The organism is Emticicia sp. GW821-FHT11C11, assembly GCF_058808615.1.
This window is the reverse complement of sequence record NZ_JBXARV010000001.1, coordinates 525,452-551,810: the sequence shown is the minus strand read 5'-3', so window position 1 is coordinate 551,810 and position 26,359 is coordinate 525,452. Positions and strand designations below refer to the sequence as shown.

Below are 26,359 nucleotides of genomic sequence, written 5' to 3'. Positions count from 1 at the left end.
AAATGAACATTCATTAGGATAAAAATAAGATAAAGAAGCTATTCGCTCAATCACTCATTCACACAATCACTCAATTAATTACTCCAAGCTATGAAAAAGTTAATGCTATTACTTTGCCTGCCAGTGGCAGCAGTGTTTGCTCAAAAAAAAGTGGGCGGCCCCTGCGAATGTTGCGAAAGTATTTATCAGAATATGCCTAAAGTGTTATCCTGGGAAACTCAGATTTCGGATAGAAGCGAAGCAGGAGAACCTATGGAGATAACAGGCATTATTTATCAGAAAGATGGTAAAACACCTGCTGCCAATGTCATTCTCTATGTGTATCATACCGACGCGAAAGGTCTCTATTCCAGAGGTACCGGTGATGCATGTACCAAACGACACGGTAAATTACGCGGATGGATGAAAACCGATAGCCTGGGGCGATACAAGTTTACCAGTATCAGACCTGCCTCCTACCCAGATGCTACTATTCCGGCACATATTCATCCCATAATTAAAGAACCTCATAAGAACGAATATTACATTGACGAATATCGTTTCCGGGATGATAAATTCCTGACAAAAGAAGAAATTGCCAAAGATGAAAACCGTGGCGGAAGTGGTGTGATTGACCTAAAAAAGAATAGCAAGGGCGTATGGGTTGGGAAAAGAGATATTATACTGGGCAAGAATATTCCGGCTTATCAGTAAGCACGCCCTATTTTCTGTCACTATGACCCAGAGATTTACCCGGAGCCACCAGGTCTCTCACCAGTTGTTTCAATTCTTTTATTTCCGGAAAATGCCCTTCTCTCTTGCGGTCAAATATCACTTCTTCATTAAGCAATACCTTGAAGCTCCCGGCCACTTCGCTTGGGCGTAGGCTTACCTCACCCAGTTCTTCTTCAAAAGTGGTCAGCAACTCCTGGGCTATCCAGGCCGAACGCAAAAGCCAATGGCATTTGGGGCAGTATTCGAGCGTAATTTTCGGTTTCATGGGCAGTCAATTTACATTTAGCCGTGCCACGCTTTTGAAGCGTGGCACGGCTGGGGATTATTTTTTCAAGGTCGATAAATATTCTACCAGATCTACTAGTTCCTGTTTTGGCAACGGGAACTGAGGCATTAATGACTCTTTATGCTCTTTGATAGAGACAATCTCAGAGCGTTTGTAAGTAGTAGGGTTGGCGCTTCCGAGCGTTTTCATTGTTACCTCGTTTTCGGTTCTGGTCAGAATCATCCCATCTACTTCCGAGCCATTTTTCAACTTCACTGTAAAGCCTTCAAATCCGAAACTAATACCCTGACTTGGATTGAGGATAGCCGAGTACAAGGCGTCTTTCGACAATTTACTACCTATCTCAGTCAACGCAGGGCCAAAATTTACCCCTTCGCCTTTACCTACATGGCACGAAGTACAATACATTTTAAATGCCTCATGCCCTTTTGATGCATTACCTGTCAGTTTAACCAGATCATTGATATTACCGACAGATTTATCTACACTTGCTCCGAACATTTTCATGGCTTCCGAACGGATATCACCATGCCAGGTTTTTAATAGTATTTTCTGAGCAATTGGCATTACATCGTCCGGCACCTGATTGGCTTTTACCAGATTCCACAACACCTCTTCACTGTTCCAGCCGCTCATGGCCCACATAGCTCTTTCACGCACTGCCTTGCTCAGCAATTTGTTATTGTACAAAACTATCAGATAATCTGTAACGGGCTTCTCGTCAACACTGCCAAACATATCAATGGCTTTCAATACCGTTTTTTCATCCTTGCTTCTGGTTAGTTTTTTAAACTCATCTGTACCATTTAATCGTATCTGTAGTCTGGCTGCTTCACCTCCAAAGGTCTTGTCCTGCATCACCATACTCACCAACCGGGCCGACTGGTTCTTTAACTGATAGCGTTTTACGATATCGATGTAATCAGAAGGTGATTGAATACCGGCAAGCACTTTAGGCAAAAGCGCAGCATAACGTGGGTCTTTCTTGGCATTCTCCACATCCAGATGCTTGAAAACCAGCGTCATTATATCAGCAGGTGCTTTACCTCCATCAAGCATGCCTAACAAAATCTTTGTTTTTTCAGGATTCGTCTGAAAATCAAAGGCCCGGAAATACCGCAATTTTGCATCACCCTGAGTAGTTTTGGCCAGTTCAGCCAATCGTGAAATATTATCAGTTGAGCGGCTTCTCCAGACTATATCCCTGGCTTTAGGGTCGGTTTTCCATTGCTCACCAGTTTTCTCTATATATTTGGCAAAAAAGCTATCCCATTGGTTATCGGCAGCAATACCTAATGCTTCCAGATACCAACGGTCGCTGCCATCATATTGAGTGGCCAATGCAGTCCATATATCAGCAGCTTCCGGATTTTTATGATGACGAATGGCTAAAGCCACTTCCCTGCGAATTTGAGACGACGGATCTTGAGCCAATTTGCTGAGCACAGCGAAATCTGTCATTTTCAATTCCTGCGCCAATCGGATACCCATTATCCGTACGTCTTCGTCTTTATCTGCTAAAGCAGCATTGATATATTTCTTTTCTTCGCCTTTAATATTGCCCAGCAACCACAAAGCTCTGGCTCTCATGCGAGGATTTTCAGACGCCCACAAATGCAGCAAAGCCGGTTCGGCTTTCTTTTGCCATCCGTTCAATTTCGTCCATGCCAGGTATCTCACGGCCAGGTTCGAATTTTGTATGGCTTTCACACAACCCTCAGGTGTTTCTAAATCAAAAGCAGGTATTGAGTATTTGTTTCCTTTAGGCGCCACACGATAGATACGCCCACGAAGACTATCGCCCATCGCATGCCCTCCTACGCCCGGATCATACCAGTCGGCTATGAAAATGGAACCGTCGGGTGCTGTTGTGACATCCGATGGCCGGAACCACTGGTCTCTTTTCGAACCGTCAAGAATATTGTTGATGGTAGCTTTAAAACCAGCCCCACTTTTTTCTACTGCATAAGAACGCACAATGTTTGGCCCGGCATCACAATGAATCATCTGATTCCGGTACTTCTGAGGTAGCAAATCGCCTTCGTACACAATCATACCGGTTGGTGAACCTGCGCCTGTCTGAAGCAGATTAGGCACTACACCCGGATCGTTCAGGTGCCAGTGGCGTAGCGGAATTTCATTCTCCCAGTTAGTGCGGCGTTCCTGCCAGCTGGCTCCGGTCATTTCATCTTTGAAGCCATAGTTACCATGATCCATCACATAGTTGATGCGCACGCCCTTATTGCCGTCATCATCATTATCCGACTGCCACATTCTTCCGTAAGAGTCTATCGCTACCTCATAGTTGTTTCTGAAATTATGCGCCAGAATCTCAACATTAGAGCCATCAACATTACATCTGAATATTTTCCCTTGTTTGTAGCTTGAAAAAGGCCTTCCTAAATCATCCTTTAACTCTACCCCGTTTTTATCGCTTAGGGTCTCTACTTCGTTACCACCGTTGAAATACAATTTTCCGTCAGGGCCAAAAGTAAAGGCATGAATGGCATGGTCATGCTGAACCCCTTTTAGGTTTGTAAAAATTACTTCTTTTTTGTCGGCCTTATCGTCTCCGTTTTCATCAGTAAATAAAAAGACATTCGGGCTGCAGGATACAATCACCTTATTGCCCAATACTGATATACCCAAAGCCGAATTAATCTCTTCTCCCTGATAAAACACCGTGGTTTTATCGGCTTTGCCGTCTTTATCTGTATCTTCCAGAATCAATATTCTGTCTCCCTTGGTGTTGTAAGGATTCTGCGGATTAAGTTGATTCCGGTAATTATATCCTTCGCAAATCCAGACCCTGCCTTTGGCGTCAATATCCATATTGGTGGGGTTCATCATCATGGGCTCCGATGCAAAAAGCGTTACTTCCAGCTCAGGGTCGGCCAGTTTAACACCATCCAGTGCATATTGCACTTTCCGTTTGTCTTCTTCTGTCAGTTTTGCGTATTCTTCGTCGGTAAGTGGCCCGGAGTCTTGTCTGAAAGCCGTTGAGAACAATAGAATAGTGATAGAAAAAATGATAGATTTTTTCATTGCAGATAGTTAAATAGTTATAGGCTTTGAATAGATACTTTAAAAGTAAAGAATTGGTGTCAATCTGACAAATAAAAGAAGCGGACTAATTTCTGAGGGAAACGATACCCTTATCTGCTCCGATACCTAAGATGCGTTTGGCTCTCAGATATCTTGCCACGTTGCTTGCATCGTAATGGTCGCTTTCTTTATCGAAACTGCTGATTCTTACCATGCCCGACGAGTGAATGAATTCGTTGTTTCCTATCCACATCCCTACGTGCACTACTCTCTCGGCTTTTTCGGTTGTAGCTTTTTCACCAAAAAACAGCAGGTCTCCTGTTTTCAGGTTCTCAAAGGCAACGTCTTCACCCACAAAAGCCTGTTGAGAAGCGTCACGGGGCAGTAAAATACCATTCGTCTGGAAAACCATCCGCATATAGCCACTGCAATCTACGCCTTTCCACGAAGTGCCGCCCCACAAATAAGGCAGTCCCATCATTCTGTAAGCAGTTTTAGTAAGTGCTTCAGGTGAAGGGTTTGTTATTTTCTTCCATTCCTGATACGATATTACTTCTCGTTTCAATACATATCCCTTTCGGGTATCGGGGTATACAACTTCATAGAAATCCGGCAGTGACGCTTTTACCACAAGCAAGTCGCCCCAGGTAAGATCAGAAACCGTCTGGGCGTTTTCGTCTGCTTCGGCATAAGCAAAGCCAAAAGGTCTGGCAAACATCAGTTTCTGTTGGCTCTCATAACTCTCAATATCTGTGCTTGCTAATCGCTTGATGGTTGTGCCTTCTACCCAACCAATGTAGTGGTCGGGTGTCTGAACCATGTACCAGTAACGGTCTTTATCTAACACTTTAAGCCTTGTACCCATCAATGCCTGTGTAGCCAGTTCTGCTGCTTCTCTGGGCTGGGTGCGTATGTTGGCCACGGAAACATTCACCAAAGCAAAGATTTTCCCTTCCAGTTCTACTGCGTCTGGCAAAACCTTTATTTCATCAACCGGTGTATAACCGGCATCTTTCAGGTGGCTTAGTAATTCTTTCCTGGCCAAGGGCAGGTTCGTTTTGCCTTTCAGCTTATTGCTGTCGAGTGCAATCTGAAAAACAGCCACGCGCTTGTCAGGCGCATATTTTTTCTTTACCTGCTCTATAATAGCAGCTACAGAATGGTGGTTTTCCTGAGTTACCTGAGCAAAAAGAACAGGACTCAAGCCCAACAAAAACAGTAATAAGGCAAGTTTGCTACGAGTGTTCAGGTAATAGTACATGATTTATAGCTATTGTAAGTGATCCCATCCCTGGGCTTTAATACCAACTTTCGAGCCACTATTCAGTACCAGCTCCACTGCTTTATCCTCCGTCATATATCCGATAGGTGTAATATCCGACAGATTCTTGATTTTATCGAAATCTGACTGTTTGATGGTAAACAACAATTGATAGTCTTCACCTCCGTTCAAAGCAGCAGTAATAGGGCTCAGGTTAAATTCAGAGGCGGTCAGCATGGTAATATCTTCAATTGGCAACTTATCTTCAAAAATAAGCGCTCCCACACCTGACTGGCTGCTCAGATGTATAATTTCAGAAGCAAGTCCGTCTGAAATATCAATCATTGATGTAGGCACTACGCCCGCCTCTGCCAATTCATGAACAATGTCTGTTCTTGCCTCAGGTTTTAGCTGCCTGCCGACCAGATACGATTTTTCTTCCAGATCCGGCTGCATGCCCGGATTCGCGAGAAATACCTGTTTTTCGCGTTCCAAAATCTGAAGGCCAAAATAAGCAGCGCCCAGGTCACCGGTTACACACAGAATATCATTTGCTTGTGCACCATTTCTGTATGACACCTTATCTTTATCAACCAGGCCTGTAACAGTTACTGAAATAACCAGACCTGCACGTGAAGACGTAGTGTCACCACCAATTAAATCTACTTTGTAATCTTCGCAGGCAAATTTTATACCTTCATATATCTCGTCTACGGCTTCAACCGAAATACGGTTACTCAATCCTATGCTAACTGTAATATTTTTAGCGATGCCATTCATAGCGGCAATATCTGAAACATTTACCGCTACCGATTTATAGCCCAGATGGCGAAGCGGCGTATATGCCAGGTCAAAATGGACTCCCTCAAGCAGCATATCTGTTGAAATCAGCATGTACTTGTCGCCCATATCTATTACAGCCGCATCATCACCTATTCCCTTTACTGATTCGGCGTTCTGCAAACTGAATTTCGTTTTTATGCGGTCAATCAAACCAAACTCTCCTAATGTGTTCAACTCTGTTCTTTCCATACTATCTGCTGTTTTTGTACAGCCGGTTTCATTGTTTTTTTACAAAGATAAAAAAAGGTGGACTTCCCAGCCCACCTTTTTTTAAAGACCCGGTTCTCTTATTGAGTCACAAGGGTATAAGTATTAATCGTTCCTCCGGTTTTTGCACTTGCCGAAGTCCGTGTAATGATCAGCTGTGTATCGGTAATTGAATCAATAGTAAACTCTATTGTTCCGTTCGTACCTGTTGGTACCGGATTCAGATTTTTCAAAATCAATTTAGTATCGCCTACTAATTCATATTGTCCTGAAAACGCATTGCCGTCAAATTCAATATAGGTAACTGCAGGGGAAGTCAATAATCTTAACTGAAAACCTGAATAACCTGGTTTTGTATTATTAGCGGCTCCCTTGCTATATACTATAGCGCTACCTTCTTTTACTGTATTAGCCGACCAGTTTTTCTTAACCTTCTCCGATACAGGCACTACTTTTTTATCACCACATGAAAACATGAAAAAACTACAAGCGAATAAAAGAATGGCAATCTTTTTCATAGAGTATTATTTTTGAATATGTTCTTTCAATCTTTTTTAATCAGCGTCATTTGCCCAAAAGACGTTATAGCAAATACGGCTTAAATATAAGCTAAAAAAAAATCTTCTTAATCATATAGACGTAATTTTTAAAGAATTAGTTGTATGTAATAAGGTACTAATGACACATACCGGCTTAATTAATCAGATTTTCATTGCCTGCATTCATAAATCTTTACGACCTTTACCAAAAATATTTCAACAAACCTTGAAAGAGTATACCAGAAGCCAGTTGGCACTTCGAAACGGTCAGGATAAAGAAGAAATATGGGTAGCCTACCGGTCTGTCATTTATGATGTAACCGGATCAAGGCTTTGGCGGAAAGGCAAACACTACGAACACTGGGCAGGACAAGACCTGACTGACGAATTGAAGGACGCCCCCCATACCGAAAGTGTTTTTCTGAAGTTTAAGGCTGTAGGAAAACTCGTCCCCTGATTACGTAGCAATAGTAAGTAATCACTCAATCGCTCATTCACAAAATCACTCATTAATAACAATATGAAACTCATCGAATCAATCATACTTTTTGCGAGTCTTGCTTTTTTAGTCATGTTTGTAGACCAGGCACTTTACAAAAAAGTAGCCTTGAAAGACAGTTACTTCTTCCTGATGTTTTCAGTAGCGGGTTTCTTATATTATACCTACCGAAGAGGCCTGAGAAAAATGAAAGAAAAACAGGAAGCCGAAACAAAAAAGAAAGAAGAAAAGCCCACAAGTATTGAGAAACGACTTAGAAAGAAATAAGCCGCTTTCTCACTGTGCAAGTATTATCTCATCTCCGATATTGATTTTACCTTTTTCAACCACAAGCAGGTTCTGTCCGAAAAGAATTTTGTTGCCGTTGCGCCTGTATTGATTCAGGGTTTTCAGGGGTTCCTTCCCTTTTTCTGCTGTATCAGGATTGATGGTAGTCAACACACAACGGGCGCAGAGTTTTACACCTGCCAGTTTTGTGGTACCTGCACTAAAGTATCTGAAATTATCTTCATCGTGCGGCTCTCCTCCATTGAAAACCAGATTTGGCCGAAAACGTTTCATAACCATTTTTTCATCCAGTTTCTCATTCAGAAAGTCCAGACTGGCCTGCCCGATTATCAGAAGCGGATAGGCATCAGCAAAACTGGTATGTTCTGCATGGGTAATCGAATATTTAGGGTCTGTCGGGCGTATTGAATCATCCGGTTGATAATACAGATGCGTTTCTTTGTCCAGCACTTCGGTAAACCAGGCATCGGCTTCATCACTCACTCTGATAGCCCTTACGGTATCATCCCATATGGTTATCATCCGCTCATCATCTGTCTGGGGTACAAATGGTACTTTCAATGGTGCTATTGCTTTCATGCGATGGCTTACCACCAGTCCGTCGGTTTCAATAGCCACATCAATCAATGCCATCTGCTCATTTTCCCGTTGGGTTCTGAACACATTTTCATCATCCGCTAATACCCACCGGCGGTCAAATTGTAAGCCACGGTCTTCTACCAGCGCCTCCTGAAGTGAGATTCCCCCCAACGATTTAATGGGGTAAATATTTATTTCGCTTATAATCATTGACATCTTTACTTATATTTTTTCTGGCACAACATTTCTCGTTCAAAATCGTTTGTGTTATTAGGTCAAACATATAAATTGGAGGAAATTTTAAAGCACTACAGCCCGTATTTGTTTGTACCTTTGATCGAAGCAATAAACTTATAGCTACAACCCGGAAAAATTGTGGGCATATAGATTGACCCGAACCGCTTATATGATGAAAAAAATACTTTATATCATTACAATCCTGCTCCTTTCGAACAATGTTTTTGCGCAGCTTCAGCTGTACAAAAAAGGTCTGGCCAGTTTTGATAAAGGTCAGTACGACTTAGCCATCAAAGACCTGGCAAAGGTAACCAATATTGCCGAAAGTGAAAAAGCTAATCTGAATTACAAAATAGCCGAAGCATACCGGTTATCGAACCGTTGGGTAGAGGCCATTCCGTATTATGAAAAAGCTTTTGAAGCAAAATTACTGGTGCCTGAGGCCCACTTCCATTATGCATTTGCACTGAAAGCCGCCGAAAAGTATGACCTGGCACTACGTGAATTGCAACAGTTTATTGATGCAAAAAGCACTGTTAAAGCTTATAACGAAAAAGCTTACCGCGAGGTAAACACTTTAAGACTTATAGGTGAGATCAAAAAGAAGCAGACGGATATTACTTTCAAAAATCTTTCCCAACTCAATACATCAGGGGCAGAGTTTTCTCCGGTTATTCTTGGTGACGAAATCGTTTTTACGGCCTCGCGCAAAAGCAAAACTTACTCGAACGGCTTACCTTACGTAGGCTTGTATAAATCAAGACTGGCACGTTCGATGGCAGAGATAAGCAAACCAGAGAAATTCAGCAATGCCATTTTTGATGAAGAACGCAACGAAGGCACTCCTGCTTTTTCGCCGGACGGCAAAACCATGATTTATGCCAGAGGCAATACAGGTAAAAGAAAAGACTTTTCACCTGACATGGACTTGTACATCTCTCGTTATGTAAACGGCAGCGGATGGACAGAACCCAGCTATGTAAGTGCTTCTGACTCGGCCAGTTGGGATGGTTCTCCGGCTTTCTCTCGTGACGGTAAAACCGTTTATTTTGCTTCTAACCGCCCCGGTGGACTGGGCGGAATAGACCTATACAGAGTTAATATGGATGCCTCAGGACGATTCGGGAATCCTGTGAATTTAGGAAAAGAAATCAATACTGCCGGAGATGAAATGTTTCCTTATGTATCAGAAGACGGCAAACTCTATTTTGCTTCTGACGGCCACCCCGGTCTTGGGAAACTTGACCTTTTTGTTGCGATACGCTCTGGCGGTAAAATAACCGTAGAAAACTTGGGGATACCGTATAATTCGAACATGGACGATTTCGGATTGGTGATGAGCCCAAAAGGTGATATGTTCTTTTCTTCAAACAGAGCCGGAGGTGCCGGTGACGACGATATTTACTATTATGAAGCACCGAAACAAACTGAATTGGCTACAACCACTCCTTTGATTCCGGTTTCAACGCCTGATAGTCTGAGCAAACCGCTGGAAATCAAAACGGTAAGGTACTTCCTGGCAGGTACAATCTATACCAAAAATGCTAACAATGAAAATGTACCGTTGGATTCTGTGACTGTAAAGATTATTACCACAGGCCAGGATGAGCCACTGAAAGAAATCATTACGCAAAAAGACGGTAAGTTTGGCCCCATAGCGGTAATAGAAGATAATGATTATGTGATTCTGGGCAGTAAGAAAAATTATCTGGCCAAACGTGAGGATTTCTCAATGTATGGCCGGGCTATCCCACAGGCTTTATTGACCAAAGCTGTAACTGATACTACTTTTTATACTTCTCTGAATCTGGAAGAAATTACTCTGGATAAAACATTCAGGGTTGAGAATATTTACTATGATCTGGATAAGTGGGACATCAGACCGGATGCAGCCATTGAGCTGAACAAACTGGTACAGGTACTGGTTGATAACCCGACTATCAAAATTGAGTTGGGCTCGCATACCGACTCACGGGCTACTGAAATATATAACCAGCGGTTGTCTCAAAGACGTGCCGAGTCTGCAGTGAATTACATTGTTTCTAAAGGTATTGACCGGGTGCGTATCACAGCCAAAGGTTATGGCGAGAGTGAACTCATCATCAGGAACGCCAAAACCGAAGAAGAACATCAGACCAATCGCCGCACCGAGTTCAAGATTATTGAAATTGAATAACGTACATATCTGCTTTAAACAAAACACCGCGGAGAGAATCTCTCCGCGGTGTTTTGTTATTATCATCATGTAAGATTTACCAGCGAATCAGGGCTGAACCCCAGGTAAAGCCGCTACCAAAAGCAGCCAGACACACCAAATCTCCTTCTTTTACTTTTCCTGCTTCCCATGCTTCACACAGCGCTATCGGAATAGACGCCGCTGTGGTATTGCCATATTTCATAATATTATTATAGACTTTCTCATCAGGCAGTTTCAACGTTTTCTGAACAAACTGCGCAATGCGCAGATTGGCCTGATGTGGCACCAGCATATCTATATCACCGGGGGTTAGTCCTACCTTATTCAATGCCTCCATAATTACCTCCGGAAACTTCGTAACTGCTGTTTTAAACACCAGCTGCCCGTTCATATTAGGGTAATAGGTTTTATTTTCAATCAGGTTTTCATACACGAAAATTTCCCCGTATAATGCCTCAGGAAAACCGAAATTTTCTTTACCCAAATGGTATCCACCATGACTACCCGGGCTTATCAGCGCCAGTTCTTCGGCATAAGTACCGTCTGAATGCAAGTGGGTTGTCAGAATACCTTTTCCTTCTTCGGTATTAGGCTGCAATACAACCGCGCCTGCTCCGTCGCCAAACAAAACGGCAACATTACGCCCACGTGTAGTGAAATCAAGCCCCATAGAATGCATCTCAGCCCCAACAACCAGTATGTTTTTATACATACCTGTTTTGATGAACTGGTCAGCTACCGATAAGGAGTAAATAAAGCCAGAGCATTGATTACGGATATCAATTGCTCCGGCTTCTTTATGCGCAATGCCTAACTCCCGCTGTAATAATACACCGCAGCCCGGAAAATAATAATCAGGACTCAGTGTGGCAAATACTATAAAATCAATTTCTTCCGGTTTTATACCCGCTCTCTCACAGGCTATTCTGGCTGCATTAGCGGCCATGGTAGTAGGAGTTTCTTCATGTTTTTTACCGTATCTTCTTTCCTTAATACCCGAACGCTCCTGTATCCATTCATCAGAAGTATCCATTACTTTCATCAGGTCCTGATTGGTAACAACCTGCTCAGGTACGTAAAACCCTATACCTGCTATTTTCGAATTTACCATATTTGTTGTTTTTTGAATCCTGACACGAAATTACGAGAAAAACTCTTAATTGTTCAAGATATTCTTAGAATAGTACTTTATGTGGTTTTATTTTTTCTGTCCGCAAAGTAAACTACTATTGCGCATCTATTGAAACACTATTTTTACTATTACTAGTAATACCAGTAACCTTGCCAATATTACTACAGCCTATTAAAAAAAATCTGATTACAAAGGTATCGGGTTGTAAGAAACCGATTCACTACTGTAACCTCTTAAAACAAATCGCATACTTTTTTAAGGTCTTCCATTCACCTCAAAAAGTACGCGATTTAAAATAACTACGCCTGCTCAAATATCAAAACGAATCGGCCTGTTCAGGACTAAAATCCTTAAATGTTTTCTTTATAATGGTATCAGTAGGTTTAGTTTTAGGCTCCCAGGCGGCATCAAGGTCAAGCACTACCAGACCTTTCAGGTTCATGGCATTCATGAAATCGTCTACTTTTCTGATGAAATCAGGCCCACGACGCGATGACTTTAAAGAAAAGTCTCTGGCAAAAATATCTCCTTTGGTTTGTATCTCGTTTTTCTTTTCTATCACGTAGTTAAGCCTATCCAACAAATCCTTCATCGACTTTCCGATTACCTCAGTTGCTTCCAACGTACCGATTGTTAAAACTGTAGTACCACCCAGAGTCGAAGCCAATCTTTGTTGCTCCGGTTGTTCTTTAGGAATCAGGAAGGACGATAAGCTTGTAGTAGCGCCTAACGAGGCCGTTACTATCGAACGGTTCTTCTTGCCTTTTTTAGCTCTGGTATACAGTCTTTTCAATTCAGACTCTTTTTCTCTCAATTGTTCCATCAACTCCCACCCTCTCAACAATGTACCTCTGTAGATGTTATACAGCTTCAAATCTGCCTCAGCTTCGTTAACAGCGTTTTTCACAACAAATTTGATGGTCTTTACCGCTCTTTTTCTTGTTTTATCAATTACGAAGAAATCTACCGTAAAAGACAACGTATCGTACGGGTCTCTCACGAAATCATAATCGGGTTTGAATATAAACTCGTATTGATTCTGTGAATTTTTCACCAGCATACTTTTGGTAATAGCCGGGTTACCAGTCAAAAAATCAAACTCCTGAATATCGTCATCGCCGTTGGGATCTGACAAATAAAACCGAATACTTACCGTCTGGTTTTCTTTCAGTAAAAAGTTGTTTTCTCTTGGCACAACCACTATTTCAGGTGGTAAATCAATCTGTGTTGCTTCAACTTTCAGCCTTCCTTTTACCTGTACCTTAGACGGCTGGTCTTCCACGTAAAACTCAATATAAATCGGCTGGCTCTTTAACTGTTTAAATTGCGTAAGCGAAGGTGTCCATGACACTTCTCCCTGCGACGACATCTTCATGCCTTCCGGTAATGTTTCCGGTGCCGGCACTACCACAATCGGGTCGTTGTCTTCGTCATACACAAAGTAACGGTCTAGCTTATAAATATTCGTCGTATTGTACTGTACGTAAAACGGATTCTGATCTTTTACAATCGGTGGGCGGTTCGTATGCTGAATCCTGAATTCGACCTTAGACGAAATCACATCTTTAGTTGAGTCACATCTGGCTTCAAATATTACCTGCTGAAATTTAAATCCGGTCAAACGGTCAATCAGGTCATAAGAAGGTGTCCAGGAAAATTTACCCAACGAATCCAGTTCCATTCCTTCAATTTTGCCCTGGGGGATAGAAAACCTGAATCTGTCGCAGTCTTTTCCTTCAATCTTCAACTGAAACGAAACCGGCACACCTTCTTTCAGCTGGGTCCATTCCGTGCCGGAAGGCAAAACAATCTTTGGAGAATCTTGTGCGAACAAATGCTGAAAAAGTACTAAAAAACTAAAAATCAGTAGGTTAGTTCTCATTTTAATCATACGGTAAATTATAATACAAAATTGGTAAATCGGGTTGTAATTACCCATTAGTATTCACCTGTTACTTTTCTTCGGCGGCCATATCCTGCTTGTTCAGACCGGGTATAACCACACACGGAAAACCAAACAAACAACGGTCCTTTATCATTTTTATTACCTCGTCCGGAACGTTTTCTTCCCACCCGTCTTCACCCTGTTTAATAAGCTGCAGCGTTCTGTCGGTGTTGATGGCCAGGTTTTTTTCGTTGTAATGATGAATATCTTCTATTTTATTATTGGCAATCAGATAACGATACAAGTCAATAAGGTGGATCGGCGGTGTAAACCGCATGCCACTCATAATATTGTTGTTCTGGTAAGTCGGATATACAAAAACTTTCAGATTACGGCTGAATAAGGTAGCGAACGACTCCAGAATACCACCTGATAAATCAGTATAGTGTTTTTCTTCAAAAATGTATTCCAGATTCGGATAACCTATAATTAACCCCATTTTCAGTTTGGTGATCTTCGAAACATACGACGCCAGTTTATAGTATTCCTGGTAATTCGAAATCATGACCATGTGACCCGTTGAACACAGAATATCCACGCGGTCAAGGAAATCCTTCTCGTCTATTTCAGCATCGTTTTGTTTCAGACCCTGCAAGGTAATTTCACACATCACCACCACCTTCTCCTTGTCTACATCAGGCTCTCTCATAAACTGTTTCGTGCCGTTATCCAGCATATCCAGGTGCACATTTACCAATGGCCGGAACCGCCCCCTCAATACCAGCGCATGTTTTCTGAATAACACTTCCGACGGCTGCAGGTTCTCACCATCTGAGCCAAAAAGGGCAATATCAGAAAAACCATGCATAACCAGACGTAAACTCATCACACGATTATCAACATGCTGAAAATCAGGCCCTTCAAACCTAATCATGTCAATCTGGATTCTGTCCTTAGACAGGTCGTCCATTAAAGATAACAACAAAGACTCGGGATCCTGATGGTAATAAAAGCTTCCATATACCAGATTAACACCCAGTATACCAAGTGCCTGATGCTGCAACACGTTGTCGTTGTCCAGCATTTTTACGTGAATAATTATGTCATTATACTCTCCCCCCGGTGTCAGCTGAAACCTTACACCCATCCAGCCATGCGCTTCATTATTTCTATGATAATTCAACGCTGCTACTGTATCCGAAAACGCAAAAAATGTGGTTGTTTCTCCTCTCTTTTCGTTCAATCGTTCAATCAAAAGACCATACTCATGGTCAAGCATGCTCATCAAACGCGGTTCACATACATACCGCCCGTTCTCCATTGCTCCATAAATCGCGTCAGAGAAAGTCATATCATACGCCGACATGGTTTTTGCAATCGTTTTCGATGCTCCACCTGCCTTAAAAAAATTTGCCGCTACGTCCTGTCCTGCACCAATTTCAGCAAAGCACCCGTAAATCTGTTTATTCAGGTTTATGCGCAACGCCTTTTGCTTGGTACCCAGGTTTTTCTCATAGATGGTTTCCATTGTTGATGCTTTTTTACCTGTATTATTCACTCCTCACATGCCTTATTCTTCTTTACAAAGGTAGCCCTATATTTGTACTTTTCCAAGTATGAACAATAAGAATAAGTAACCTGAATATAAAATAAATATCAAGACAAATATAAGATTTTATAGCAAAAATGACTTTTTAATAAATTTTTAAGGGCTATTTGTCAGATTAAATTCGGGTAAAGCCCTAAATTTGAACCTGAAATGAACCATACATGCATTTGGTAATAAACTAATCTGAAAGCCCTTTGGTTTGTATCGATAAAAACATTATCCCGCGGCTGTTGCAGAAAAGTACTTCCTATTATTAGAACCTGTAAAAAATGTTTAAGCGAATTACATATATTATACTGTTCTTAAGCCTGAGTGGGCTATTGTTTGCCAATGAACGGCATACGGCTTCGCTTTCGCTTCCCGGTAAAAAATGTATCCGCAATACAACCGGCTTACCACCGAGCGCAGACGATTTCCTTACCGTCGACTTTCATACCAATCACTATTTTGTCCGTTGTGCTAACGACAAGCAAGACAGTTATACTCACCACAGCCCGCTATCTTATATCTTCTTTAAAGAAAATGTTTTAAAGGGTTTATTCGTTCAAAAAAAGCTTAATTTTTTCAAGAGCATATCCATCCATCTTCTTAATTGTATCTGGCTAATCTGATTCCTTCGATCCGTATTTCCTGACCCAAAACAAAACTGCATTTGTCAGGCAGCCTGTCATTTGATTTACCAAATGAAGGGTTGAATACTGCGTTTAAAATTCATTAAAATACCCACATTACCGTGAAAAGACTACAAAACATTGTTTTTCTATGGCTTTTCTGTGTCCCGGTTTTTGCCTCAACAGATTCTCTTAAAATAAATCTACGGGAATTAGAAGGCATTTTCCTGCAGAAAAACGCCCTGCTCATGGCTCATAAATTCGACATTGAAGCCAATCGGGCAACTATTATACAAGCCAAACTATGGGAGAACCCGACGTTGACGGTTGAGCAAATGCTCTATAATAATCAGACACAAAGCATTCTGCCCATATTGGGTCAGAACGACGTAAAAGGCCAGCCCACTACGCAACAGACTGTACAATTGCAGCAGCTTTTTTATCTGGCAGGTAAACGTACCAAACGCACTGCGCTGGCTGAAACGAGTACGCAAATGGCTGAGGATAGCTATTATGATGTATTGCGAGGCTTGAAATTTGAACTGCGGAGCAATTTCTATGACCTCTTTTATCTACAAAATATCATGGGGATTTACGACGAAGAAATTGCCTCTCTGGAGAAAACACTGGCAGGCATGAATACCCTGCTTCAGAAAGGAATCATTCCTATTAAAGATATAACGCGTGTCAGGGCTTTGCTGTTTACATTAGAAACCGAGCGAAAAGACCTACGGATAGAGATGCTCGAACGACAAGTGAACCTGCGCATCATCACCGGTACCCGAAACGAGGTCTTTTTTATTCCCCAGGTAGACAAAAACGCTATTGATACAGTAAACCCTCAATTGCTTACGCTTGACAACCTGATGACAGCTGCTCTGGATACGAGACCCGATTTAAAATTACAACAATCGGCATTAAAACTGGAACAACAGAATCTGGTATATCAGAAAGCCTTGAAAGTGCCTGATTTGCAGGCCGGGCTCAGCTATGACCGCGCCGGTAGCAGTGTACCCAACTATTTCGCGGCTACTCTTCAGATGAATCTGCCTTTTTTCAACAAAAATCAGGGGAATATCAAAGCAGCAGAATATAGAATCCAGTCAGTGCAAAAGCAGCTGGCAAGTCAGGAAGACAAGGTAATCGGCGATATCCAGTTGGCCTACCGGAAAGCTATGGAAACCGATAAATTGTATAAGGGCTACGACAAAGCCTTTATGATTGACTTCGACAAGCTTTTCGACAACGTAAAGCTGAATTTCGAAAAACAGATTATCTCCATGCTTGAGTTCATCGATTTTTACGAGTCATACAAAAGCAGCGCCGTGCAGATGAACCGCCTGCAAAACGACCGGATGAATGCCTTAGAAGAAATCAATTTTATGGCCGGTAAGGAAATAATCAGCCTGCCATAAGAAACCACTGAATATCAGACAAACTTCAATACAATGAAAAATATATCAAAAATTATCTTTTTACCCGGCTTATTGTTCGCTTCGGCTCTGGTATTTCAGAGCTGTAAAAGTGAAACGAAGCAGGAAGAACCGGCCAAAGAAAGCTTTATGCTCACCGACACGATGATGTCAAAACTCGGATTTGACGAAGTTACCTCAAAAGTGCTGCTGTCGGAAGTAAAACTGAGCGGAAAAGTAACCGCAAATGAAGACAAAATGGCCAAAGTGTTTCCGCGGGTAGATGGCAACATAGAAAAACTGAATGTTCAACTGGGTGATTACGTCCAAAAAGGTCAGATATTAGCCATTATACGTAGCCGTCAGGTAGCAGAAATGGACAATCAGCTAAGCATGGCCTTATCGAACCTGCAAATTGCCAAAAAGAACCTGGGAGTTGAAGAAGAACTGTTCAAAGCAGGGCTTGAACCTGAAAGAAATCTGGTAAACGCCCGCCAGGAGGTACATAAAGCAGAATCAGAGCTGAAACGCGTACAAGAAACTATGAAGATATATGATATAGGCAAAGAAGCTACGTATCAGATAAAATCACCGATTTCGGGCTTTTTGATTGAGAAAAATGCCGTAGCCGGTATGGACTTCAACATCGAAAATATTGACAATTTCTTTACTATCTCTGACTTGTCAGATATATGGGTACTTGCCGATGTATACGAAACCGACATCAACAAAGTGAAAGTAGGCTATGAGTGCGACATTACTACATTGGCAGACCCCGACAGGAAAATCAAAGGTAAAATAGACAAAATATTCAACGTGCTTGATCCTGAAAGTCGCGTCATGAAAGTGCGCATACGTCTCCCTAACCCCGGCTATACCCTAAAACCACAGATGTTTGCCATTGTGCGGGTATACCATGAAGAGCCTCAATTCATGCTTGCTATTCCTGCCAAGGCTGTGATTTTCGACAGAAGCAAGCAATGGGTAATGGTATTCAAAGACCGCCGGCATGTAGAAACCCGTCTTGTAAAGATTTTCAAAACGGTAGGAGACTATGCCTACGTTGAGTCGGGGCTGGCTGCCGGCGAAAAAATTATATCTAATCAGCAATTGCTGGTATACGATGCGCTGAACGATTAATCAGAAATCGGTAAACATTATCAAAAGACAAACATGAAAAGGTTTTATGTATCATTATCCTATTAGACAATACATTCTTTTAAGCAATGAAACAGAACCGGTAGAAGACAGGCAAAACCTGCGATTATACCGCTAACGTAATAGGATATACACAAGGCATTATGCGCCCGTTATTGACTGTCTGTTATGCTCAGATACCTTTAGAGCAAACGGAACAACAATGGACAAAGATTCTGGTAAGGCACTTTCGCATCACCTAAAAATTGAAAAAACTTTTGGTAATTCCAGTCATTCATTATTGAGTAAGCTCACTAAGCAACAATCTCATGAACAAATTCATTAAAAATATCCTGGCGTTTTCACTCAAGAATCGCTTTTTCACATTCTTCTTTGTGGGTGTGCTCTCCATTGCCGGAGTAGTAAGCTACCTCAACACTCCCATTGAAGCCTTTCCCGATGTAACTAACACACAAATTATTATCGTAACCGAATGGAATGGTCGAAGCGCCGAAGAAATTGAACGCTTTGTTACGATTCCCATTGAGGTAGCCATGAACTCCGTACAACGTAAAACTAATGTGCGGAGCATTACCATGTTTGGGCTTTCGGTCATGAAAATCATCTTTGAAGATGAAGTAGACGATTTCTTTGCCCGGCAACAGGTAAACAACCAGTTGCGCACCATAAGCCTGCCCGAAGGTGTGGAACCCGATGTACAGCCTCCCTATGGTCCCACCGGTGAGATTTTCAGATATACACTGAAAAGCCCGAACCGCGACTCCAGAGATTTATTGACTATTCAGAACTGGGTAATTGACCGCCAGCTGCGGGCAGTACCGGGCGTTGCCGATCTGGTTGCCTTTGGTGGCCGTGAGAAAATTTACGAAATCATGGTGAATCCGCTCCTATTGCATAAGTATGACATTACGCCACTGGAAGTGTACAATGCCGTAGAAAAAAGCAATGTAAACGTAGGTGGCGATGTAATCGAGAAAAACGGGCAGGCATATGTGGTACGGGGCCTGGGGCTATTGACCAAAATTGAAGACATTGAGAATATCATTGTAGAAAACATCAACGGCACTCCTATTTATGTTAAAAACGTAGCGGAAGTCAACGAATCTAATTTCCCTCGCGTAGGGCAGGTCGGCTTAGATAAAGATGACGACGTAGTAGAAGGGATAGTAGTGATGCGTAAAGGAGAAAACCCCAGCGAAGTGCTGGAAAGAGTAAAAGCCAAAATTGATGAGCTGAACAATAAGATTCTGCCGTCAGATGTAAAAATGGTTACTTTCTATGACCGCGACAATCTGATGAAATTCTGTACCGAAACAGTTTTGCACAATCTGGCCGAAGGGATTGTGCTCGTTACGGTAATTGTTTTACTGTTCATGGCTGACTGGCGAACCACCGTCATCGTTTCTATCATCATTCCTTTGTCTCTGCTTTTTGCCTTTTTCTGTCTTAGGCTTAAAGGTATGTCGGCCAATCTCCTTTCCATGGGGGCCGTCGATTTCGGAATTATCATTGACGGAGCCGTAGTGATGGTAGAAGGGATATTTGTGGCGCTCGACCATCTCTCGCATAAAGTGGGCATGGAGAAATTCAACAAACTATCTAAACTGGGATTAATTAAAAAGACCGGTGCTGAGATGGGTAAGGCCGTCTTCTTCTCCAAGCTGATTATCATCACTGCTTTAATACCGATTTTCAGTTTTCAGAAAGTAGAGGGTAAAATGTTCAGTCCGCTGGCGTGGACACTCGGTTTTGCATTACTGGGTGCGCTTATATTTACATTGACACTGGTGCCTGTACTATGTTCTATTTTATTACGGAAAAATGTGCGCGAAAAGAACAATCCGGTTGTGCGCTTCTTCGATAAAGGCATTACTTCATGGTTTGGATGGACATACGCACACAAGCGCCTGAGTGTGCTGATTGCCTTCATAATTATGGGCGTGAGTTTTGCTTCTACTGCTTTGCTGGGCACAGAGTTTCTACCTCAGTTAAACGAAGGAGCACTTTGGGTAGAAGCCAAAATGCCTATGAGTATGTCGCTTAACGAAACCGTAAAAATGGTAAGTACACTGAGAGATAAACTGAATAAATATCCGGAAGTAAACGGGGTGCTTTCACAAACCGGGCGCTCTAATGACGGTACCGACCCTTCAGGGTTTTATTATGTGCAGATGCAGGTAAACCTGAAACCCAAAAAAGAGTGGACAAGGAAAATCAATACTGATGAGCTGATTGAAGAAATGGATAAAGACCTGAAACAATTTCAGGGCGTAAATTATAACTATTCGCAACCCATTATTGATAACGTAGCCGAGGCTGTAGCGGGGATGAACGCATCCAATGCCGTTAAGATTTTCGGTAATAATCTGGACGACCTCAATAAATATGCCGATGAAGTACTCAACGCCATTAAAGATGTACCGGGTATTAAAGATATAGGTATTCTGAGGAATGTCGGCCAACCCGAAATGCGTGTAAATCTGAATCTGCGCCGAATGGCTTTCTACGGGGTACAAACCAGTGACGCCCAAGCAGTGATTGAAATGGCGATTGGAGGAAAAACCGCCTCTATTATGTATGAAGGCGAAAGGAAATTTGATATTCGCATACGTTATCTGCAGGAATACCGCAAAGATGAAAACGACTTGAGCAGCCTGCTGGTTCCTACGGCCCGGGGCACCAAGGTACCACTGAAAGAAATAGCCACCATAGAAACCGTAACAGGCCCGGCCTTTGTGTATCGTGATAAAAACAAGCGTTTCATTGGTGTAAAATTCTCTGTACGTGAACGCGACCTGGGCAGCACCATTGCCGAAGCACAGGCAAAAGTTGCTGAAAAAGTAAAACTGGATCGTGATACCAGCATTGAATGGACCGGAGAGTTTGAGAATCAGGTGCGTGCCAGCGAGCGCTTAGGCCAGGTGGTTCCGCTTTGTTTACTGGCCATTTTTGTGATTCTGTTCATTATGTTTGGTAATGCCAAAGATGCGGGTCTGGTGTTGGTTAATGTGCCTTTTGCCCTGATTGGCGGTATACTGGCATTGCATACCACAGGTACTATTTTCGGTATTTCGGCAGGGGTCGGGTTTATCGCCCTGTTTGGTATCTGTGTGCAGAACGGGGTAATCCTCATTTCGGTTTTCAATAAAAATCTAGCTGCAAGGATGCCACTGGACGATGCCATTAAAGATGGCGTAAAATCAAGAATACGCCCGGTAGTAATGACCGCCCTCATGGCAGCCATAGGACTGTTGCCTGCAGCCATATCAACAGGAATCGGATCTGAAACCCAGAAACCACTCGCCATAGTAGTGATCGGCGGGTTGATTTCTGCCACTGTGCTTACTCTGCTGATTTTCCCGATTATTTACCGGTTTTTCTACCGGCATAATGTACATACATTGAGGGATTTAGAATAACCAATGCCCTCATTTTTTTAAGCCGGATAGCTCTCCTATCCGGCTTTTTTGTTGAATTGAGCATGAGCGGAACACCGATAACCAGGCTCCAGAGCATCTACTGATAAATTCCTTATAATAATTCATTGAAAATAGCGTAATTTGTAGGGTGATTTTGATTTTCGTTTGCGAATTCCACAGGCACTATCACCACATTCATTGAAAAGTATGATTAAAATTTTTGCCTTTTGTCTGAATCTTCTGATTTTTCAGAAAGACACTTCCGGCATTACCTATGAAAGCTACCAGAGTGCCATCTACGATTACAAGCCTCTTCTGGCCGACATCAGGGAATACAAACTTACTCCTGAAGAAGCCCGTGAAAGATTTCAGAACATTATGCATACGCTGAAAAAAGCCCATCCCACGGTGGCTTACGATTCTTCTGAGGTAAGTATTTTCTTTCCTTTGCTGGGCTTCGACTACCGGGCTGTAGGTGGCAGGCGAGGCAATGGATACAAGGTAAAAGGATATGATTTGTTCGACCAGAACGCCAAAGGCAGCCACCCGGCTCATGATATTTTTATTAAAGATAAAAACCAGGATTGCAAAGACGATAGAACAGGTGACTATGTAAGCATTGTGTCAGTGAGCGACGGAGTAGTGATTGGTACAGAAACAGACTGGCAGCCCGGCAGTGATTACAGAGGAGGAAATTATATCTGGATTTATGACACTACCACCGGCGGGTTATGGTATTATGCACACCAGAAAGAAATTTATGTAAAGACCGGCGATGTAGTAAAAGCCGGGCAGAAAATCTCCATTATCGGACGAACGGGCTATAATGCCTACATGAAACGCTCTGATACCCATTTGCATCTTACCTATCTGCACATTGATGAGGGAGGGAATCCTTTCCCGGTTAATACATACGGCTGGCTGCAAAATGCTGCTACACTGCTCGACCCCCGCATTGCAGTTGACCTAAAGCCTTTCTCCTATTATGCAGAACCTAAGCCCCTGAATGTAAGTCCTAAAAAACTGTCTGCTCCTGTTATCCGCTCAAGAAAATTTACGAATGATAGCCGTAAAAAGAAAAGAAGACGCTCACGAAACTGATAATACCTACGTCCAATAATTTTCTATTGAAAAGATTATATATTCGGCTATAATCAATCATTATCTATATTTCTGTAGTATATGCCGGATTTTCATGCAAGGGTTACTATGTCCTTAATTGCAGCGGGCAAATCATAAGGCATATTGGTATTGACCTTGACACCTCTATTCAGTAAAGAACATTAGTTAAAACGTTTCTCAGCAAAACTCACTAAACTGTACGAAATTTTTATTAAACATCCGTATGCGCTGCCAGCAACGGTGTCTCTTCCATCAGATCTTTTAGTGTTGTGTGTTCATAAACAGCCAGATTGGCATCTCTCACTTTTTCCATAATAGGTCTGATACGGCAAGTCACTTCATTATCACAGTCGTCGCACTTTCCGTAGAAATGTAGAGAAACACATAGCATAGGAGCAATAGGCCCGTCTATAATCCTTACAATTTTTGCTATAGTCACCTGTTCCGGAGACAGTCTGAGTTGATACCCCCCTCCTTTACCCTTCTGGCTATGCAGTATTCCGTTATTACGCAGTTCGAGTAATATCGCTTCCAGAAATTTCTTGGGAATATTCTCTTTTTCGGCTATTTCAGCAATAAGAACAGGCTGCCTTGATACAAACCTTTCTGAAAGGAGTTTCAAGGCTTTCAGCGCGTATTTTGCTTTTTTAGAAATCATCTATTAGAATGCTGACGTGTATTAGATTTTGGTTGCTTTATATGAGCCAAGCAAAAGTAAAATTTTTTCCTGGTTTTGCAATAAATGTATTATCCCACAACTGTTAAACACATTTGCGATTCATAATTATGCTAAGTTAGCTATTTTTTTACGAAATAACTAGTTTTTGCCCTTACAGGCACGCCAGTTGTCGATATACCCTCAAGCCGTATGTCTACCGTTGTGCTTGCATTGGTGTTAAAAAACGAAAGCGTTGCTTTGCCGTTATTATCTGTTTTTACCAATGGTGCCCAGAATATGGTCGAACGGTAATCAGGTCTGGCATTTTGTTGAAAATCCTCAGCCCGGGCTTCGCCATAATTGGGGGAATAAAATTCCTTAGCTACCGAATATCCGTTTACCTCTGCTACTTCGATCCCCATTGTCGGCCCGCTCTCCTCAGAACCACCGCGCCTAGTAAGTACAGATATGACCCCGTTACCTCCCCTTGAGCCATAAATAGCCGCATCTGCTCCTTTCAATACATCAATTCTATCCACGTCAAAAACCGGTATTGACAACACAGTCTGTTTATCTACCATCATGCCGTCCAGCAAAAATGCAGGTTCTGAAGACCCGTTTATTGAACTTATTCCTCTTATCATTACTGTCGGATTCATCGGGCTCCCCGATACATTCACACCCGGCACTCTTCCTCGCAGCAAATCTATTACATTTCCATATGAGTTCATGTCCCGGGTTATCTTCAATGTGTTCGTTGGGTTGCTGTACAATACCCTGTCTTCCCGTTCCAATTGTTTTTTGGCTTTAACGATTACTTCCTGCAACAGTCTTTCTTTCCTTTCTTTTAAAATTCTCTCTATCTCCAGTGCCTCGCCGGTTCTCTTCAGGTAATCGGCCAGATCTTTCTCGTCAAAAGTAACCGGATTAAGTGGAATAGCCACTACCTGCAGTTTAGGCGATGGGCTTTTATTTATAAAAGTTCGGGTATTACGGTTTAACTTACCCGCTATGGATTGAATCAGTATCTTGGCCGAACCTGTGTAATCAAGCTCAGTTATGGAAAAAGTACCATCTGTAGCAGCCTGACCCATGCCAAACTGGCGGCTTTGGTCTTCCGCCCATATCATGTACGTCAGATTCAAAGGCTTTTCAAATAATTTACCGTTCTGTCTTGTTACTTCACCTGATATAACTAATCCTTTCTCGGCCGCAAAACGGGGTTCAGGTAAAGTTGGCTTCAGAATATCCTCCCATTTGAAGCGCCGCCAGCCCTGTGTCATCAACAGAATGTCAAGATGCCGGCGCACTTCGGGCTTGTTCTGTTCAAAATAGTAATCGGGTTGCTCTATTTTACCTCTTACATCAGAGCTTAGCAGCAGATAGGTCAGGATGTTTTCTTCATTGGGCAGCCTAAGCACCTGTTTCCCATCAGATACCACTACCGAAAAGTTACCCGCTACCGGTTCTCCGTCTACATTCGTGGCGTTGATTTCCAGCTTAATTTCATCCTTAGGCTGGTAGTTTTGCTTATCGGGCTTAATACTTACATTGACATAATCTTCATGATAAATATACACCAGGCGTTCACATCTGGGCTTACCGGTTTCGTCAAAAACGGTAAATTGTGTTACCCCCTCAGGAAACTTGTCTTTGGGTATTTTAAGAAACATCGATTTATTGCTGACGGGTGTTCGGGCAATATAACAAATGTTGCCCTGCGACTGCCCTATTACCACCATATTGCCACTTTCTTTGGGTTTGTCATAGTTATGCCCCACATACAAGCGCATAAAGTTTTTATCAGCAACCGCTTCAATCCCCATCATAAAGCCTTTTTGCTCAACAAGTGGCAGTGGCACTTCCTTTTCAAATATTTTCCGGTACTTAATCTTGGCCGTGTATAACTCACCCGGTTCGGCCTTGAAGTTAAATGCACCCATACCCAAATGCTCGCTTTCGAACTGCATGACGGTATCGCCCGACTGCGAAAGAATAATTCCACTCACATCTACACCATTACCTATCCTATCTGTGGCTTTAAAGGCAATTTTGTTATCCATTCCTTCAATTATCTGCCCGCCTTCAGGAAAAAATCTGAAATCAATTTCACGGGAATCAAATTTCACAGGATTTACCTCTTCTCCAACCCGATGCACCTTAAACTCCTTAATAAACATAAGATTTTCATCAAAATTCCTCATCCAGTTAGTATAGGCTCTTATGCTATAGTATCCGGAATGCAAGCTATCTGCCAGTTCAAACGCACCGGCGGCTACCCCGTCTTCAAGTTTCAATATTTTCTTGTCCAGCACCCTGCCTATTTGATTGTCAATCAATTCCAGATATAGCGGAACACTTATGGTATCCGGCAAGTTCGACCCCGCTTCAACGAGGTATGCTTTCAGCCAGACGGTTTCTCCGGCAGTATAATATGGTTTGTCCAGGTGCAGATAGGCTTTTTCCTGCGGATATGACGATATATATCTATTGAATTTCTCAACAATATCGGCACTTAAATCATCATTAATAGTGAAAGCAAACAGCAAAAAGGCAGCAGCAGAAAGTAAAATGTTTTTTTTCATTGTAAGAAAAAAGTTGAGGCTTTAGTCATGAAAACATCTCCGTTTCCATCTCTGACAGCATATCGAATTCAGA

19 protein-coding genes are annotated in these 26,359 nt (G+C 42.3%); 8 read left to right on the top strand and 11 right to left on the bottom strand.

All coding sequences use genetic code 11. From position 1 onward, the window contains the following. The first annotated feature begins 90 nt into the window (after positions 1-90). Complete coding sequence (locus AC1RRY_RS02255; RefSeq protein ID WP_492818390.1) at positions 91-693, top strand: dioxygenase family protein; 603 nt, start codon at positions 91-93, stop codon at positions 691-693. Positions 694-700: 7 nt separating this feature from the next. On the opposite strand, the gene AC1RRY_RS02250 is transcribed toward AC1RRY_RS02255, so the two are convergent. From AC1RRY_RS02250 to AC1RRY_RS02230, 5 genes are all read right to left on the bottom strand, one after another. After that, positions 701-979, bottom strand: coding sequence for an Rdx family protein (locus tag AC1RRY_RS02250; RefSeq protein ID WP_492818392.1), 279 nt, complete (start codon positions 977-979; stop codon positions 701-703). 57 nt (positions 980-1,036) lie between these two features. Next, the gene (locus AC1RRY_RS02245) at positions 1,037-4,045 is read right to left on the bottom strand and encodes a PVC-type heme-binding CxxCH protein (protein WP_492818394.1); all 3,009 of its coding nucleotides are present in this window, start codon (positions 4,043-4,045) and stop codon (positions 1,037-1,039) included. An 85-nt stretch (positions 4,046-4,130) separates the two neighbouring features. Beyond that, positions 4,131-5,306 (bottom strand): C40 family peptidase, encoded by a 1,176-nt coding sequence (locus AC1RRY_RS02240; RefSeq protein ID WP_492818396.1) that lies wholly within the window; start codon positions 5,304-5,306, stop codon positions 4,131-4,133. Positions 5,307-5,315: 9 nt separating this feature from the next. Then, complete coding sequence (thiL, locus tag AC1RRY_RS02235) at positions 5,316-6,338, bottom strand: thiamine-phosphate kinase (RefSeq protein ID WP_492818398.1); 1,023 nt, start codon at positions 6,336-6,338, stop codon at positions 5,316-5,318. A gap of 98 nt (positions 6,339-6,436) precedes the next feature. Continuing rightward, positions 6,437-6,874, bottom strand: coding sequence for a hypothetical protein (locus AC1RRY_RS02230; RefSeq protein WP_492818400.1), 438 nt, complete (start codon positions 6,872-6,874; stop codon positions 6,437-6,439). 247 nt (positions 6,875-7,121) lie between these two features. Here AC1RRY_RS02230 and AC1RRY_RS02225 point away from each other — a divergent pair, with 247 nt between their 5' ends. Both AC1RRY_RS02225 and AC1RRY_RS02220 read left to right on the top strand, forming a co-directional pair. Then, positions 7,122-7,352 (top strand): cytochrome b5 domain-containing protein, encoded by a 231-nt coding sequence (locus tag AC1RRY_RS02225; protein ID WP_492818402.1) that lies wholly within the window; start codon positions 7,122-7,124, stop codon positions 7,350-7,352. 63 nt (positions 7,353-7,415) lie between these two features. Further along, entirely contained in the window at positions 7,416-7,661 is a 246-nt protein-coding gene (locus tag AC1RRY_RS02220) for a hypothetical protein (protein ID WP_492818404.1), read from the top strand. A 9-nt stretch (positions 7,662-7,670) separates the two neighbouring features. Here the strand turns inward: AC1RRY_RS02220 and AC1RRY_RS02215 are convergent, their stop codons facing one another. Next, entirely contained in the window at positions 7,671-8,477 is an 807-nt protein-coding gene (locus AC1RRY_RS02215; RefSeq protein ID WP_492818406.1) for an MOSC domain-containing protein, read from the bottom strand. A 193-nt stretch (positions 8,478-8,670) separates the two neighbouring features. On the opposite strand from AC1RRY_RS02215, the gene AC1RRY_RS02210 reads away from it, so the two are divergent. After that, positions 8,671-10,674, top strand: a complete 2,004-nt coding sequence (locus AC1RRY_RS02210; protein WP_492818408.1) for a CHU_0125 family OmpA-like outer membrane integrity protein — start codon at positions 8,671-8,673, stop codon at positions 10,672-10,674. A 76-nt stretch (positions 10,675-10,750) separates the two neighbouring features. Here the strand turns inward: AC1RRY_RS02210 and AC1RRY_RS02205 are convergent, their stop codons facing one another. The 3 genes from AC1RRY_RS02205 to AC1RRY_RS02195 form a co-directional block, all read right to left on the bottom strand. Beyond that, a complete protein-coding gene (locus AC1RRY_RS02205) occupies positions 10,751-11,806 on the bottom strand; it encodes a 3-oxoacyl-ACP synthase III family protein (protein ID WP_492818410.1) in 1,056 nt (351 codons plus the stop codon). Positions 11,807-12,143: 337 nt separating this feature from the next. Further along, complete coding sequence (locus AC1RRY_RS02200) at positions 12,144-13,709, bottom strand: hypothetical protein (RefSeq protein ID WP_492818412.1); 1,566 nt, start codon at positions 13,707-13,709, stop codon at positions 12,144-12,146. A gap of 70 nt (positions 13,710-13,779) precedes the next feature. Further along, positions 13,780-15,240 carry a TonB-dependent receptor gene (locus tag AC1RRY_RS02195; protein ID WP_492818414.1) on the bottom strand — a complete coding sequence of 487 codons (1,461 nt, stop codon included), beginning with the start codon at positions 15,238-15,240 and terminating at the stop codon, positions 13,780-13,782. Between the two features lie 814 nt (positions 15,241-16,054). Here AC1RRY_RS02195 and AC1RRY_RS02190 point away from each other — a divergent pair. The 4 genes from AC1RRY_RS02190 (at position 16,055) to AC1RRY_RS02175 (ending at position 23,022) form a co-directional block, all read left to right on the top strand. Further along, positions 16,055-17,347: a TolC family protein gene (locus AC1RRY_RS02190; RefSeq protein WP_492818418.1), complete on the top strand. Its 1,293-nt coding sequence runs from the start codon at positions 16,055-16,057 to the stop codon at positions 17,345-17,347. A 33-nt stretch (positions 17,348-17,380) separates the two neighbouring features. Then, on the top strand, positions 17,381-18,484 hold the full coding sequence (locus AC1RRY_RS02185) for an efflux RND transporter periplasmic adaptor subunit (RefSeq protein ID WP_492818420.1): 1,104 nt from the start codon (positions 17,381-17,383) through the stop codon (positions 18,482-18,484). Between the two features lie 326 nt (positions 18,485-18,810). Further along, positions 18,811-21,921, top strand: coding sequence for an efflux RND transporter permease subunit (locus AC1RRY_RS02180; RefSeq protein WP_492818422.1), 3,111 nt, complete (start codon positions 18,811-18,813; stop codon positions 21,919-21,921). Positions 21,922-22,128: 207 nt separating this feature from the next. Further along, a complete protein-coding gene (locus tag AC1RRY_RS02175) occupies positions 22,129-23,022 on the top strand; it encodes a M23 family metallopeptidase (protein WP_492818424.1) in 894 nt (297 codons plus the stop codon). Between the two features lie 232 nt (positions 23,023-23,254). Here AC1RRY_RS02175 and AC1RRY_RS02170 read toward each other — a convergent pair whose 3' ends face one another. Continuing rightward, positions 23,255-23,701: an RrF2 family transcriptional regulator gene (locus AC1RRY_RS02170; protein ID WP_492818426.1), complete on the bottom strand. Its 447-nt coding sequence runs from the start codon at positions 23,699-23,701 to the stop codon at positions 23,255-23,257. Positions 23,702-23,841: 140 nt separating this feature from the next. Then, positions 23,842-26,286: a TonB-dependent receptor plug domain-containing protein gene (locus tag AC1RRY_RS02165; RefSeq protein ID WP_492818428.1), complete on the bottom strand. Its 2,445-nt coding sequence runs from the start codon at positions 26,284-26,286 to the stop codon at positions 23,842-23,844. Positions 26,287-26,359 lie beyond the last annotated feature (73 nt).

Coding starts and splice junctions, on each gene's coding strand:
- AC1RRY_RS02180 (WP_492818422.1), top strand. CDS start 18,811: ATGAACAAATTCATTAAAAATATCCTGGCGTTTTCACTCAAGAATCGC.
- AC1RRY_RS02200 (WP_492818412.1), bottom strand. CDS start 13,709: ATGAGAACTAACCTACTGATTTTTAGTTTTTTAGTACTTTTTCAGCAT.
- AC1RRY_RS02205 (WP_492818410.1), bottom strand. CDS start 11,806: ATGGTAAATTCGAAAATAGCAGGTATAGGGTTTTACGTACCTGAGCAG.
- AC1RRY_RS02210 (WP_492818408.1), top strand. CDS start 8,671: ATGAAAAAAATACTTTATATCATTACAATCCTGCTCCTTTCGAACAAT.
- thiL (WP_492818398.1), bottom strand. CDS start 6,338: ATGGAAAGAACAGAGTTGAACACATTAGGAGAGTTTGGTTTGATTGAC.
- AC1RRY_RS02220 (WP_492818404.1), top strand. CDS start 7,416: ATGAAACTCATCGAATCAATCATACTTTTTGCGAGTCTTGCTTTTTTA.
- AC1RRY_RS02245 (WP_492818394.1), bottom strand. CDS start 4,045: ATGAAAAAATCTATCATTTTTTCTATCACTATTCTATTGTTCTCAACG.
- AC1RRY_RS02215 (WP_492818406.1), bottom strand. CDS start 8,477: ATGTCAATGATTATAAGCGAAATAAATATTTACCCCATTAAATCGTTG.
- AC1RRY_RS02250 (WP_492818392.1), bottom strand. CDS start 979: ATGAAACCGAAAATTACGCTCGAATACTGCCCCAAATGCCATTGGCTT.
- AC1RRY_RS02240 (WP_492818396.1), bottom strand. CDS start 5,306: ATGTACTATTACCTGAACACTCGTAGCAAACTTGCCTTATTACTGTTT.
- AC1RRY_RS02195 (WP_492818414.1), bottom strand. CDS start 15,240: ATGGAAACCATCTATGAGAAAAACCTGGGTACCAAGCAAAAGGCGTTG.
- AC1RRY_RS02165 (WP_492818428.1), bottom strand. CDS start 26,286: ATGAAAAAAAACATTTTACTTTCTGCTGCTGCCTTTTTGCTGTTTGCT.
- AC1RRY_RS02255 (WP_492818390.1), top strand. CDS start 91: ATGAAAAAGTTAATGCTATTACTTTGCCTGCCAGTGGCAGCAGTGTTT.
- AC1RRY_RS02170 (WP_492818426.1), bottom strand. CDS start 23,701: ATGATTTCTAAAAAAGCAAAATACGCGCTGAAAGCCTTGAAACTCCTT.
- AC1RRY_RS02185 (WP_492818420.1), top strand. CDS start 17,381: ATGAAAAATATATCAAAAATTATCTTTTTACCCGGCTTATTGTTCGCT.
- AC1RRY_RS02175 (WP_492818424.1), top strand. CDS start 22,129: ATGATTAAAATTTTTGCCTTTTGTCTGAATCTTCTGATTTTTCAGAAA.
- AC1RRY_RS02230 (WP_492818400.1), bottom strand. CDS start 6,874: ATGAAAAAGATTGCCATTCTTTTATTCGCTTGTAGTTTTTTCATGTTT.